The organism is Sulfitobacter sp. PR48, from assembly GCF_028807335.1.
Taxonomy (GTDB): Bacteria; Pseudomonadota; Alphaproteobacteria; order Rhodobacterales; family Rhodobacteraceae; genus Sulfitobacter.
The window spans coordinates 92,388-105,788 of the sequence record NZ_JARAMM010000016.1; the positions used below are offsets into that span (position 1 = coordinate 92,388).

The window sequence follows — 13,401 nt, forward strand, 5'->3', positions numbered from 1 at the left end:
ATGAATGGTGCGAACATAGTTGCAATCGTGATCCTGGCGGCGATCGTCATCGCAGTCTTCGCGTATCTTCTGCATTGGCTCTACCGCCGTTCGAGCAAGGACGTGTCCTTCGTTCGAACCGGCTTCGGCGGCGAGAAAGTTGTGATGGGCGGCGGCGCCTTTGTCTTGCCCATCATCCACGGCCTTACCGAGGTCAACATGAATACCTTGCGGCAAGAGGTTGTACTCGCTCAGGAAAAATCGCTGATCACCCGTGATCGCCTGCGAGTTGATCTGGGGGTGGAATTCCTGGTCCGGGTCATGCCGTCCAATGAGGGCGTGGCCACCGCCGCGCGGACGTTGGGAAGCCGCACGATGAGTTCCGAAAACCTTCGCGATCTGGTTCACGGCCGCTTTGTCGATGCCATGGGCGTCGTGGCGGCATCAAAAACTCTGGAAGAACTGCACGAGAACCGGAACGATGTCGCCGCTTCAATCCGCAAGGCGGTTGAGAAAAACATGGCCACAAATGGGTTGGAGGTAGACAGTGTTGCGGTGACGCTGGTGGATCAAACCGGCCGAGACTGGTTCAATCCCGATAACGCCTTTGACGCGGAAGGCCTGACGAAACTTACCGAAGAGATCGAAAGCCGCAAGAAACTGCGCAACGAAATCGAACAGAGCACGATGGTTTCGATCCGCAAGAAAGATCTCGAAGCGGAACTGGAGTCGCTCAATATCCAGCGCGAAAGCGAATTCGCCCGCATTTCGCAAGAGGCCGAAGTATCGCTGCGTCGCTCCGCGCAAAGGGCCGAGATCGCGCAAGCGTCCGCCGTGCATGAGCGTGAGATCGAGGAAAAGCGTCTCAGCGAGCGTGAAGCGACCGAAAAGGCCCGGATCGAGCTGGAAAAGGAGCTGGACATGCTCAATACGCGACGGCTGATGTCGCAGGCGATCGAAGAGCAGGAGAAAGACATCACTATCGCGCAGAAGGCCAGGGAACGGGCGGATTCGCTCGCGGCGGCCGAAGCGGCCAAGAGCAAGCTTGCAGAAAGCGAGGAAAAGACCCGCACGGTACGCGAACTGGAAATCGCCAATCGCCGGATGGCCATCGAAGTGATCGACTCCAAGCAGCAGGCAGAGGCGGAAGCGACCCGGATCCGGATCCTGACCGAAGCGGAAAAATCCGCCGCCGCCGACAAGGCCGAGGCCGACCGGATTGCCGTCGCTGCGATGAAGGAGCGTTATGCCGTCGAGGCCGAAGGCAAGCGCGCCCTGAACGAGGCAGAAAACATGCGCACTGCGGAAAGCCGGCGTAGCGAGATCGACAATCGCCTTGTCGAAAACCTGCCGGCGATCATCCGCGAGAGCGTCAAACCGATGGAGAAGATCGACGAGATCAAGATCCTCCAGGTGGACGGTCTTGGCGGCATTTCGGGCAATGGAGACGGCGTCGAAAAGTCGGGGAACCCGGCCGAGCAAGTCGTCACATCCGCGCTGCGCTACCGGACTCAGGCACCTTTCGTCGACCGTCTTCTGGGAGAAATCGGCCTGTCGGCTTCCCAGGCACGCGGGGTTGATCCGTTGGAGGACCTTTCGAAGGTTATGTACAGCGAACGCGACCGGGATCGTCGCCGGAGCGGCTCTTCCACGAAATCGGACTAGTACGACGCGTAGCGGCAAATCCGCGGCGGGCACAATCCCGCCGCGGACCGCCAGCATGAATAAATGGAGGTCAGGATGGCAACAGATGCGACAATTGACAGACGTATCACCGTTTACGCGGTCTGGCTGAGCCTGGGACCGCTCGGGTTTTGCCTGATGCTGCAAGGAATTGCCTTTGATCACCTTCTGACAGGGGCTTCGGGCGCACTGGTACTCGCCGGTGCTTTCATGGGGCACCTGATCGTGAACACCTATTTCGACCAGACTTTCACCCCCGGCGAGATCGCCTTCGGAACAGCGGTTCTGGCACTTTGGGGCGTGCTGTTTCTGGTGAGTTGGGTGTCGTTCGACCTTTCAACTACCGACCTGCTGATCGCCATCACCTTCGTTCTGGTGACGGCGGGCTGCGTTTTCGGTCACATCGTTACCCGGCACGGCGGGCGCGGAGCCTTTTCGCGGTTCCACAGCCGCCAGCCGGATTGAGGGCAATACGATGATCGCGCTTGAATCTCCCGCTCTGTGGCTCTTCGCCTTTGGATCGGGTTTTTTGGGGATCGCACTTTACTGGGCCCGCATTGCGGTACAGCAAGGTACAGGCGCCCGTAATTTTATCGACCCGGTTGGCACGCTGCCTTCATTCACCGCAATCATCGTCATTTCGACCTCTGGTTTTGTGCCATTCTTTTCCATCGGCCTTGCCGACGGGGTGGCGCAAAACGGATTTGCCTATGCCTCGATGTCATTGGGCTGCGTGCTGATACCGCTTGCCGGCGTCTTTCTCTTCAAACGCATATGGGCTCTGGCCGTTCATTTGAATACCCCCAGCCAGGCGAGCTTTCTCGATGAGGTATTCGCCAGTAAATCCCTTGTGGTGCTGTCTGCCGTGATCGCCGTTCTGTTTGCCGTCGCCTTCGGCGGGCGGGTAATGACGGCCTTCGCCCTGCTCTATCATGACCTGACCGGTGGTGTCTTCGATCCGGTCTATTCCCTGTTTCTCATCGCCTCGATTGTCGCACTGATTGCAGTGATCGGCGGAATACGCGCCGTCATGTACAGCGGTGCGGTTTATGGCGCGATGGGGTTTCTTGCCCTGATTGGCCTGATCGGTTTCACTCTATTCCTCGCGGGCGGGTTCGAAAGGCTGGCAGACCGCATTGTTGACCTTCAGATGAACGGCGAAGGAACCGCACCATTCTTCAATCTATCCGGCATCGTCCAGTTTACGCTCGGCTCGGGTTTCGCCCCCCCCGACGGAAGCCCGTGGAGCACCGCGATGGTTCTCTCGGCGACGCTCGCTTTCATGGGGCTGAGCGCATCGCCGGTACTGTACCTCTTCGCCGTCTCAAGCAAATCGAACCGGGTTTTCGGCCCCGGCCTGACCTGGGTTTCCGCCGGCGCGGTCGGAGCCGCGATCATGGCATTCGCAATGATCGTCGGCGGGTTCGGCCTGATCAGCAACATGCCGGATATCACAGGTGAGGTGATGGAGCGCGTGTCGGAGCTGTCGCCTTGGTTCATGGCAGCTCTCTACTTCGGTCTTTTCTCGCTGGTTTTTGCCCTGATCTCCGGCAGCTTTCTCGCCGCCGCTCAGCTCGGCGTGGTCGATATATACCGCCGATACTATCATCGGGATCTGAGCGACAAACTTGCCGTGGCTTCGATCCGTATCCTGGTCGCGATCCTGGTTCTCATTTCCGTGCTGATGTCGATAACAGCCCCTTTCCTTTCAGCAGAGCTCGCATCGCTCTGCCTGCCGTTGGCCGCACAGCTTTTACCGGCGATGGTCGCCGCCTGCTACCGGATCAGCATCGCACACCGTTCCATCGCGGTCGGGGCGCTAATCGGCGTATTCTGCGTTTTCGTGACAGAACCCTTCGGCATTCGGGCCTTGGATTTTGTCGGGTTGGAGTTGCCCTGGGGCCCCGCGCCCTGGACCATCCACTCTGTAGGCTGGGGTTTGTTCTTCAACACCGGAGCAGTTCTGGTCATTTCGGTCATCACCCGTTACCACGATCAGGGCGAGCGCTGGAACGCCCTGACCCGGTTCCTGGAATCTACTTTCCCCGCTCAGCCCTTTTCGACGCCGGTCATTTCGACGGCTTGGTCCGTCGCACTGGCCTGGTTCTTTCTGGCCATCGGGCCCGGCATCGCTATCGGCAACTCACTTTTTGTCCGGACAGTGGGTCGCGAGCAGGAGAATATGCTGGGTCTGCCTTCGATCGTTGTCTGGATCATGATCGCCTGGGCTTCGGGGGTCGCGATGATCTGGTTCTTCGCTGACCGGATGCAGCTCGCGACGGCCCATGGAAGCGAAGTGCGGAAAGGACAAAGCGCAGCTTTGGCAGAAAGCGGGATGCGGACCGATCGGATGGCCGTAACCGTTTGGATCATCCTGGGGATCGCCGGCACCACTGCAACACTGGCCTGGATATTCGGGTAGAACCCTGATCGGGCGCGGTGCCATCGGGCAGTGATGCGGACATTGTCGAAATACCGCGCGCTTAGGACCTGCTGGCGCGCACTGCGTCCGACCTAGGGCTCTCACACACTCCATGTGCCGGGTCACAACAAGTCGCCGAGTTTTGGCCCACTTGGGTATTCTGGAATAGGTCTGCAGCAGAGGGGATATCGGCGTTTCTCGGGAAGCGGCCCCCGGCATGGCGCGTGACCCTGGCGGACGTCTAGCGGGCCCCCACCGCGCCCAACACGTGATCGGTATAGATCGCGATGATCTCGTCCTGCGACAGGCGACCCCGCGGCGAGTACCAGTTACACACGCCCGTCAGCGACGCGATGATCGAATAGGAAATAACCTGCGGATCCGCGACCGACCATTCCCCCGCCTCGTTTCCGCGCTCCAGTATCCGGCGCAGGCGCGACTCGTACTCGGTCCGCATCCTGATAATCTCCTGAAGATGCTGCTTCGACAGGCTGCGCAGCTCCATGTTCCCGATGAACACTTCTTCCTTACGCGCCGTATGCCAGCGCAAATGAAAGTTGATAAAACGTATCAGCGCCTCTTTCGGATCGTCGATACCGGCAAGCTCCCGCTCAAGCCCTTCGAGAAGCTCTTCCAGAACTTCCTTCAGCAGGAGAAACAGAAATTCCTCCTTGTTGCGGATGTAATTGTAAAGTGAACCCGCCTGGATCCCCACATCCTCCGCAAGGCTCCGCAGCTTCATCGCCTCGAAACCATGCTTGTAAATCCGCTTCACTCCGGCCTTGCGGATGGCTTGCATCGTTTTGGCTCCGTCCGAGCCAACAGTTCTGACCATCGTATTGCAGCCTTCCCCGGGGGGTCTCCACATGTTCCGGTCAGCGAATAAGCCATATATGCGGGGTAGCACAAGCTTTGCGCGCGGGGCGGCCAGTATCCGGCCGCCCCACATATCGGCTAGAAATTCGTCAACGGCACGAAACCTGCACCCTCCGGATCGCTGCGCAACACGCGCACCGGAGAATCCGAGAAATGACGATCAGGCGCAAAGGTCACAGCACCAAGCGCGCTGCCCACCTCAAAGGCCTTACCGCTTTCCAATGCGGTTTTGACACAAGCCCTTGTCAGATCGTCGGAACATTCCCGCATGGCCTGAACCAGGACCGTCGCGCCGGCGTAGGACGTCATGGAGTAACGATTGATCTCAGCAACCTCGCTCTCGTCAAGGTATTTCCGGGCCAACTCCATGAACGGTTGGGCCGCCTCTTCCGAAAGCGTCGCCGCGTAATCTGCAGTCAGATAGCCGTTGGCCGCCTCACCGGCCAGCTTCTGGACGATCGGTAAATGCGCCGTCCAGACAGTGCCGATGCCCAGATCGTCGAGCCCCAGTTTGCGCGCTTCTTTAAAGACTGCGACATTCTCGGAGATGATGCCGCCCGAGATCAGGAAATCGACGCCTTCATTCGCGACCCGCAACATCTCGGCTGCAAAATCTTTCTGGCCGCGCTTGTAGGGAATCTCGGCAACGCTGTTCAGTCCGAACTCTTCGACCGCACGGTCATACCCGGCCTTGACGTTCGCGCCGTAGTCATCTTCCTGATAGATAATCGCGAATTTTCCGTCCTTCAGACCCCGCTCCTCGACGGCGAGGCGCATGATGCGGTGGATCGCGTTGCCATAGCTGGTGCCGACAACGAAGATGTTCTCGCGCACGGGATTGTACAGCGATTCCGCGGGGTTGATCGACACAACCGTTAGCACGTCCTGTTCTTCGAGCAACGGCAGCATGGCCAGCATGTGGCTGGTGCCGGAGGTGCCGGTCATGGCGAAGATCCCGTCCACGCTCAGCAGCTTCTGGGCGGACTGAAAGGTCCGCGCCGGGACGTAACCGTCATCCTCGGTCAGCGCCACGACCGTGCGCCCGCCGACCCCGCCTTCGTCATTGGCCTGTGCCAGAGCGATCTTGGTGCCGAGGTAGTGCGCCTTTCCGGCAAAACTCGCCGGGCCGGTCAGGGGAAGGATTTCCCCAATCCGTATTTCATGGTCGGATACTCCCGGCGCTTCGGCGTAAGCCGGACCCATCAGGGCCTGCACCGCTGCGGCAACCGCAATCATTCTTTTCATTGTCGTCTCCTCCGTGTTTGTCTGGCCGGGCTCAGTACCGAAACGGCCAGTTCGTCCAGATCCGGCGGACCTCCCGCCAGATCCCGATCAGTCCCTCGGGCTGAAATCTCAGAACGAGGATAATTACGGCGCCATAGATCAGGCCCCGCAGCTCAAGCGCTCGGGTCGAGAAGATCTCCTGAAGGCCAGCCCCAAGAAGATCGAAGAGTATTCGGATGCCTTCGGGCAGCAACGTCATGAAGACAGTGCCGATAACCGCGCCCGCGACAGATCCCAGGCCGCCCACGATGATGATGCCGAGAGCCTCGATGCTCAGAAGCAGGCCGAAGCTGTCGACGTTGATATAGCGGACCTGATAGGCGAACAGCGCCCCGGCGATACCCGTGTAGAAAGCCGAAATCGCAAAGGCGAGAAGCTTGAACCGGGCTAAATGAATGCCCATCATCTCGGCGGCGATGTCCTGTTCGCGGATCGCCAGAAACGCGCGTCCGACGCGCGACCGCATCAGGTTAAGCACTCCGAGAACGGCCAGTACGGCCAGCGCCAGGGCAAAAAGGTAAAACGCGCCCGTCGATTTCATCTCGATACCCATCAGGTCCGCGACCGGCATGAAGAGGCCGGCGGAACCGCGCGTCAGCTGGGGCATATTCAGGATCAAATGGGTCACAATGACCGTGAAGGCCAATGTGGTGATAGCCAGATACAGACCTTTGAGCCGCAGCGACGGCACCCCCACCAGCAAGGAGGACAGCGACGCGGCAAAGCCGCCAACCAGAATCGCTGGGATCGCGGACCAGCCATAGTCCAACGCCATGATCCCCGCCCCGTAGGCGCCAACCGCCATAAAGCCGGCATGGCCAAGCGAAATCAGCCCACAGGTGCCTGTCAGCAAGTTGAGACCGACAACTCCGATCGAGGTAATTACGATCGTAGTCCCAAAGCTCAGCGCATAGGAGCCGACAAGAGCAGGCAGCAGCGATGCGCCCAGGACCAGAAGGATCGACCAGACCTTGACCGGCATTGAGTCAGTCAGACGAACCAGTTCGGGATAAGTTTCCTTGAAGATACCTGCGCGCATCAGACCCGCTCCACGTCACGGGTGCCGAACATGCCGTAGGGGCGCACCATGAGAACCATCAGGATCACCACGAAACCGACGATCTCTTTCAACCCGCGGCCGATGTAACCTTCGCCGAGGTTTTCCAGAACACCGATGATCGCGCCTCCGACGGCCGCGCCGATGGCGCTGTCGAGGCCGCCCAGGATCACCGCAGGGAACGAGCGCAGACCGAATGCGAACATATCCGGCCCCAGTTCGTAGATGGTTGCAACCAGAAGCCCGGCCAGCCCGCCGGTGACCGACGCCAGCCCCCAGGCCAGCGCATATATCCGGCGCACATCGATCCCCATAAGCAGCGCGACCGTCTCATTGCTGGACGATGCCCGCATGGCAAGACCGGCACGTGTATGCCGGTAGAACACGAAGAAGCCGACCACGACCAACGCGAGGCACACAATTGCAAGTATCTGCGTCGAATAGAGCCGGGCGCCCAAAATTTGAACGACATCCTCTGCGGGGTGAACTGGAAGAACCTGCGGCTCGGCGCCCCAGATTAGGATGACCAGGGACCGCAGGCAGACGGCCAGCCCGACCGTCATCATGACAATGGAAATAGCCGGCTCACCCAGCATTGGGCGAACCAACAGAAACTCGACTGCAAGACCGACGAGGATAGACGCCAGGATCACAAGCGGCACCAGCGCCCAGAATCCCACTCCTGAAAAGGTCGCGATGGACAGGCCGAGGTAGGCATTCAGCATCACCATCTCGCCCTGGGCGAAATTGATAATGCCTGTTGCCTTGTAGATGATGGCAAAGCCGATTGCGACAAGGCCGTATATGGCCCCGGTCGCCAAACCGGCCGCGATCAGAGCGATCAAGTAGTTCATGCTCTTTCTCCATAGATTTCAGCGATTTGAGCCGCGTATTTTTCTGCGATGGCCTTTCGGCGCACTTTCATCGTCGCGGTCAGTTCGCCATCGTCGTGGTCCAGTTCTTTTTCCAGCAGGACAAATTTCCGCACCTGTGCGACGCGCGCGAAACGCGCGTTGGCTTCGTTGACCGCTCCATCGATCAGCTTGAGCACTTCGGGCAAAGCGGTCAGGCTGCGGAACGTGGTGAAGGACAGCTGCTGTTCCTGCGCCCATTTCGCGACCACGTCGTGATCGATCTGAAGCAGGGCCGAGACAAAGTTGCGCCCGTCGCCCAGAACGATGGCCTCCCGGACATAGGGGCTTTCCTTCAGAGCGTGTTCCAACTCAGACGGAGCGATGTTCTTGCCGCCCGACGTAACAATGAGATCCTTCTTTCGGTCGACGATCCGATATTCTCCGTCATCCACAGATGCGATGTCGCCTGACGTCAGCCAGCCATCGGCGAATGCGTTCTCGGTGGCCTCTGGCGCATCCAGATACCCGGCAAAAATACTCGGGCCGCGCATCATCAACTCGCCGTCCGGCCCCAATTTGACCTGCATCGACGGGATAGGCACACCGACACCGCCAAAGCTTTCTTTTCCGGGTATTTGCTGGATGGCGACGGCGGCTGTCTCGGTCATCCCGTAGAGTTGGAAAATCGGCAGGCCCATCGCGCGGAAGAACAGCAGAACTTCGGGCGAGACCGCCGCTGCTCCGCAAAAGCAGGCCCGGCAGCGATGCAAACCGGCAAATCGCCTGAGATTCCGGAAAACAACCTTCCGCAGCAGCCACAAAGCGGCCCGGTCGATTGCACCGGGGCGCTCACCCGGAACGATTTCCTTCCGAGCATTCCGCATCGCATAGGCGATAGTGCGGTCGACGATCCACTGATTGATCGCATAGCTTTCGCGGAGCTTGATCAGAATGGTTTGCTGAAGTTTTTCCCAGATGCGCGGAACCCCGAGAAAAATGGTCGGAGCGATTTCCCGAAGGTCCGCCGAAACAGTGTCGACAGACTCCGCGAAGTCCACCACCGATCCGCAGCAAAGATGCATGACCGTGGAAAACGAGCGTTCGGCCACGTGACAAAGCGGCAGGTAGCAAACCGTTTCATGGGTGCGCCCGTCATAGCCATGAGCCGAAAGAACGCTTTGCGAAGCGATCAGAAGGTTTCGGTGCGTCAGGAGTGCGCCTTTCGGCGCGCCGGTCGTGCCCGAGGTATAGACGACAATGGCCGGCTGGTCCGGGCTGAGCGCCTTGATATTGCGCTCAAACCTGACCGAGTCCGCCCCATGCCCGCGCTCAAGCACGTCTTTAAAAAACACAATCTTCGCATGGTTGTAGTGGCGCATCCCCTTGGGATCGACACAGACGATCCAGTCAAGGTCTGGAAGGCCGTCGTGCTCCATCGCGTCCAGAACCTTGTCGGTCTGCTCCTGGTCCGCACAAACCACGACGCGGGCCCGGGAATGGCGCAGGATATAAGACAGCTCCTGCCACGGGCTGGTGGGGTAAAGCCCAACACACGTCCCGCCAAGAGACTGCGCGGCGATATCCGCATACATCCATTCCGGAATACCTTCGCCCGCGATCGCCAGACGGTCGCCCGAGCGGAATCCAAGCTCTTCAAGGCCGGATGCGAAGTATCGAACGTTCTCGAGATATGTGCCCCAGGTGATCCTGCGCCAGATACCCAGATCTTTTTCGCGAAAGGCCAGCGCGTGGGGCTGTTCATGCGCCCAGTGCAGAAGAAGTTGCGGCAGCGTGTTCTCACCCGAAAGGAGATTTTCAACCAGATCGCTCATGCCGCTGCTCCCTGCTCTGCGCCCATATAGGCTGCGATAACCGTGGGATCCGAGATCACGTCGTGGGGTTGGCCATCGGCGATCTTGCGGCCGAAATCGAGCACAACGAGTTTGTCCGAAATATCGGTTACGATCCCGAGGTCGTGCTCGACCATGACAACGGTCGTCCCAAGCTCCTCTCGGATGTCCAGGATGAAGCGGGCGATGTCCTCGGTTTCTTCCTGATTCATGCCTGACACCATTTCATCGAGCAGAAGAAGCTTCGGTTCGCTGGCCAGCGCCCGCGCCAATTCGACGCGCTTCTGCACACCATAAGAGAGGGTTCCGACCGGCAGATCGCGCACACCCTGAATCTCGAGAAAATCAATGATCTTCTCGACATGCTCCCGCGCCGCGACCTCTTCACGCCGTGTCCGGCCCCAATAGATCGCGGCCGAGAACGGGCCGCTGCGCAGCTTGGAATGCATGCCGATCAGAATATTGTCGACCACGCTGGCATGCCCGAAAACGGCAAGGTTCTGGAACGTGCGCCCCAACCCCATCCGCGCCATCCGATGCGCGGGCACGCCGGTCAGCGCCTGGCCCTCCAGGCGGACATGCCCGGAATTCGGCCGCAGCAGACCGCTGATCATGTTGAACACGGTCGTTTTGCCCGCTCCGTTCGGGCCGATCACACTGCAGATGCTGCCCTTCTCGACACAGAAGCTAACATCCTTAACCGCCTGTACGCCGCCAAAATTCTTGGCCAGCGCCTCCACTTCCAAAAAAGCGCTCATGACAGCCACCGCTTCCGTCGTTTGTAGTGTTTGACATCGCGCATGGATTTTCGGTCGCCGCGCGCACCGAGGCCCAGGTAGAATTCCCGGATATCTTCGTTCTTCGACAGGTCCTCTCCCGAACCGTCCAACACGACGCGACCGTTCTCCATAACGTAGGCATATCCGGCGGTCTTGATCGCCAGCGCCGCGTCCTGCTCAACCAGCAGAATCGTCATCCCGCGGGAACGGTTCAATTCGACAATCGCCTTGTAAATGTCACGCACAATGACCGGTGCAATCCCGAGCGACGGCTCATCCAACATCAGCAGCTTCGGACGCGCCATAAGCGCCCGGCCGATCGCAACCATCTGTTGTTCGCCACCAGAGAGGTATCCTGCAACAGCGCCGCGTTTTTCACGCAGGCGCGGGAAGAGTTCGTAGATTTCCTCGAGGGTTTCAGTGCATTCACCGCGGCTCCGCGTATAGCCGCCGATCAGCAGATTTTCCTCGACGGTCAGCTCTATGAACAGCCGCCGCCCCTCTGGCACCTGCGCAATTCCGAGGCGCACGATCGCGTCCGGCATCAGCTGCGCGAGTTCCTGGCCGTCGAAGCGGATAATGCCGCTCCTGACGCGACCGTTCTCGGGGTAAAGCGTACCCGAAATGGATTTGAGGACAGTGCTCTTGCCGGCTCCGTTCGAGCCCAATAGCGCCGTGATACTGCCCGGCTCAACCTGGAAAGATGTGTTTCGCAACGCCTCGATCGCGTTGTCGTACACCACCTGAATGTTCTCAACTTCTAGCATTACCCCTCCCTGGGATCCGCGGGCTCCTCAGTCCACAGGCCGTCATCGGTTCGACGATGGACGGCGACGTCATGAAAAGCGCTTCGACGACGTCGAGTCAAGAAAAAAACGGCGGTTCGTTTTTATAAAATCATTCTCTGCTGCATGGCGCCGTATGGCTGGCGGACGGATCACGTGTTGCAGGCCACGCGGCCGTCGTCAGCACGATCGAACGCATACCTTCGACAGCCAAAACTAATCACACTGGCCAGGGTGCATCTCTAGCCTTCGCGAGCTCGACCATCGGGTGTGCAATCCGGTGATGTTCCGCGAATAATATGCAAAGTCGAACGGTACCTCTCTCGTCGAGGTGCCGTCGCAATATCACTTGATATTTCCTGTCCTGACCAATCAAAGTGATCCTGATCCGAGGGCTGGCAGCCATACACGCAGTTGTGCGCCAGTCGATCACACTGGACAGTGGCACCGGTTTTCAGCCTGGCGGCATCTCTCTGCCCAGGTAGGCGTTGACCTGAAACCCGACATTTCTCGCGAACAACAGAGTGTCTGCAGGTCAATTACGCCGGCCCCTGATATCTGGACTGTTCGAAGTTGCTGCCTCCGGTTGAGCTTCTCCGGGGGAGAGAGGAGCGGAAACGCGTAAAGTCTTTGAAGCTCACAGAGGCGCAGCAAACCTTCCTTCTGAAGCAGGGCGAGGGCGACACGCCGGTCGCGACGGCAGGCTGGGTGAGAAAATGAAAAGGCGATTTGAAAGCCAGAGAAAGGGAAGCCCGGGTGCCGGGCTTGAAAGGATAGAGAGAGTCTCATCCGGGTCCGGCATGACAAGGACACTGACCATGGCCAAGACCGTAACCCGCCCGAAATCCGCCTCCGCAAAGAAAACCAAAGCCGCTGGATCGGCAACGCCTGACGGCGCTGCCGACATTCGCCTTATCCCGCTCGACCAATTGGAGCCGAGCCCGCTCAACGTCCGCAAAGTCGCCGCGAGCGCCAGTGACGAAGCTGAACTCCTCGCGAGCATCCGAGAGACCGGTGTCAAGCAGAACCTGGTGGTTCATGCGCTGTCTGGGACACGTTTTGCGGTCGATGCGGGTGGCCGTCGCCTCAAGGCACTGAAACAACTAGCTGAGGACGGTGTGATCCCCGCAGACCACCCGGTGACCTGCCTCGTGGAGGACGAGCGCAACGCCATTCTCACCTCTGCCACGGAAAACCTCCAGCGCGCGGCGATGCACCCGGCGGACCAGTTCGAAGCTTTCGACAAGATGATCGCCGAAGGCCGCAGCGAGGACGAAATTGCACTGAAGTTCGGCGTCTCCGTCGACCTGGTGCGCCGCCGCCTCAAACTCGCCCGTGTCGCGCCCGAGATCATCGAGCATTTCCGCGCGGGCGATCTGACCCTCGAATGCGTGATGGCCTTCACGCTGACCGACGACCATGATCGCCAACTGGCAGTCTGGAACGCGGTAAAGGGCAGCTATCACATCCATCCGCAAAGCATCAAACGCCATCTGACCGAGACGGCCCATTCGGCGAACTCGGCCCTCGGGCGCTTTGTCGGAATCGAGGCCTATGAGGCGGCAGGCGGGGTTCTGCTACGCGACCTCTTCGATGACCGCGCCAGCGCTCATATGGAAAACCCCGAGCTCCTGGAGCGCCTCGCCATCGAAAAGCTGCAGGCTGCGGCCAAACCCTTCGAGGCGGCGTGGAAATGGGTCGAGGTTCACCTCTCGGTGGACTACGGCGCGTTTCGCAGTTTCGGACGGGTCTATCCGCAGGACATCGAGCCTGATCCGGACCTGCTCGCCGAGGAGGAACGTCTCATCGCGCGCGAGGAAGAACTGGCGGCG

At 59.5% G+C, this 13,401-nt stretch carries 11 protein-coding genes; 4 read left to right on the forward strand and 7 right to left on the reverse strand.

Annotated elements, in window-relative coordinates; genetic code table 11:
* From PVW51_RS19140 to PVW51_RS19150, 3 genes are all read left to right on the forward strand, one after another.
* Positions 1-1,644 (forward strand): flotillin family protein, encoded by a 1,644-nt coding sequence (locus tag PVW51_RS19140; RefSeq protein WP_274576829.1) that lies wholly within the window; start codon positions 1-3, stop codon positions 1,642-1,644.
* A gap of 75 nt (positions 1,645-1,719) precedes the next feature.
* Positions 1,720-2,127, forward strand: a complete 408-nt coding sequence (locus PVW51_RS19145) for a hypothetical protein (RefSeq protein ID WP_274576831.1) — start codon at positions 1,720-1,722, stop codon at positions 2,125-2,127.
* A 10-nt stretch (positions 2,128-2,137) separates the two neighbouring features.
* Positions 2,138-4,084 carry a hypothetical protein gene (locus PVW51_RS19150; RefSeq protein ID WP_274576832.1) on the forward strand — a complete coding sequence of 649 codons (1,947 nt, stop codon included), beginning with the start codon at positions 2,138-2,140 and terminating at the stop codon, positions 4,082-4,084.
* 241 nt (positions 4,085-4,325) lie between these two features.
* On the opposite strand, the gene PVW51_RS19155 is transcribed toward PVW51_RS19150, so the two are convergent.
* From PVW51_RS19155 to PVW51_RS19185, 7 genes are all read right to left on the reverse strand, one after another.
* Positions 4,326-4,883, reverse strand: coding sequence for a TetR/AcrR family transcriptional regulator (locus PVW51_RS19155; protein ID WP_274576833.1), 558 nt, complete (start codon positions 4,881-4,883; stop codon positions 4,326-4,328).
* Positions 4,884-5,038: 155 nt separating this feature from the next.
* On the reverse strand, positions 5,039-6,205 hold the full coding sequence (locus tag PVW51_RS19160) for an ABC transporter substrate-binding protein (protein ID WP_274576834.1): 1,167 nt from the start codon (positions 6,203-6,205) through the stop codon (positions 5,039-5,041).
* Between the two features lie 31 nt (positions 6,206-6,236).
* On the reverse strand, positions 6,237-7,283 hold the full coding sequence (locus PVW51_RS19165) for a branched-chain amino acid ABC transporter permease (protein ID WP_274576835.1): 1,047 nt from the start codon (positions 7,281-7,283) through the stop codon (positions 6,237-6,239).
* Positions 7,283-8,155 (reverse strand): branched-chain amino acid ABC transporter permease, encoded by an 873-nt coding sequence (locus PVW51_RS19170; protein ID WP_274576836.1) that lies wholly within the window; start codon positions 8,153-8,155, stop codon positions 7,283-7,285. Before PVW51_RS19170 ends, PVW51_RS19165 begins: the two co-directional genes overlap by 1 nt.
* A complete protein-coding gene (locus PVW51_RS19175; RefSeq protein WP_274576837.1) occupies positions 8,152-9,987 on the reverse strand; it encodes an AMP-dependent synthetase/ligase in 1,836 nt (611 codons plus the stop codon). The genes PVW51_RS19170 and PVW51_RS19175 overlap by 4 nt, the downstream gene beginning before the upstream one ends.
* Positions 9,984-10,763: an ABC transporter ATP-binding protein gene (locus tag PVW51_RS19180; protein ID WP_274576838.1), complete on the reverse strand. Its 780-nt coding sequence runs from the start codon at positions 10,761-10,763 to the stop codon at positions 9,984-9,986. The genes PVW51_RS19175 and PVW51_RS19180 overlap by 4 nt, the downstream gene beginning before the upstream one ends.
* Positions 10,760-11,551, reverse strand: coding sequence for an ABC transporter ATP-binding protein (locus PVW51_RS19185; protein ID WP_274576839.1), 792 nt, complete (start codon positions 11,549-11,551; stop codon positions 10,760-10,762). The genes PVW51_RS19180 and PVW51_RS19185 overlap by 4 nt, the downstream gene beginning before the upstream one ends.
* A gap of 836 nt (positions 11,552-12,387) precedes the next feature.
* Here PVW51_RS19185 and PVW51_RS19190 point away from each other — a divergent pair.
* A partial coding sequence (locus tag PVW51_RS19190; protein ID WP_274576841.1) for a ParB/RepB/Spo0J family partition protein occupies positions 12,388-13,401 on the forward strand: 1,014 nt, incomplete at its 3' end.

What these genes read in the sequence shown, in the direction of transcription:
- PVW51_RS19140 (WP_274576829.1), top strand. Translation starts at nt 1, where the DNA reads ATGAATGGTGCGAACATAGTTGCAATCGTGATCCTGGCGGCGATCGTC.
- PVW51_RS19145 (WP_274576831.1), top strand. Translation starts at nt 1,720, where the DNA reads ATGGCAACAGATGCGACAATTGACAGACGTATCACCGTTTACGCGGTC.
- PVW51_RS19150 (WP_274576832.1), top strand. Translation starts at nt 2,138, where the DNA reads ATGATCGCGCTTGAATCTCCCGCTCTGTGGCTCTTCGCCTTTGGATCG.
- PVW51_RS19155 (WP_274576833.1), bottom strand. Translation starts at nt 4,883, where the DNA reads ATGCAAGCCATCCGCAAGGCCGGAGTGAAGCGGATTTACAAGCATGGT.
- PVW51_RS19160 (WP_274576834.1), bottom strand. Translation starts at nt 6,205, where the DNA reads ATGAAAAGAATGATTGCGGTTGCCGCAGCGGTGCAGGCCCTGATGGGT.
- PVW51_RS19165 (WP_274576835.1), bottom strand. Translation starts at nt 7,283, where the DNA reads ATGCGCGCAGGTATCTTCAAGGAAACTTATCCCGAACTGGTTCGTCTG.
- PVW51_RS19170 (WP_274576836.1), bottom strand. Translation starts at nt 8,155, where the DNA reads ATGAACTACTTGATCGCTCTGATCGCGGCCGGTTTGGCGACCGGGGCC.
- PVW51_RS19175 (WP_274576837.1), bottom strand. Translation starts at nt 9,987, where the DNA reads ATGAGCGATCTGGTTGAAAATCTCCTTTCGGGTGAGAACACGCTGCCG.
- PVW51_RS19180 (WP_274576838.1), bottom strand. Translation starts at nt 10,763, where the DNA reads ATGAGCGCTTTTTTGGAAGTGGAGGCGCTGGCCAAGAATTTTGGCGGC.
- PVW51_RS19185 (WP_274576839.1), bottom strand. Translation starts at nt 11,551, where the DNA reads ATGCTAGAAGTTGAGAACATTCAGGTGGTGTACGACAACGCGATCGAG.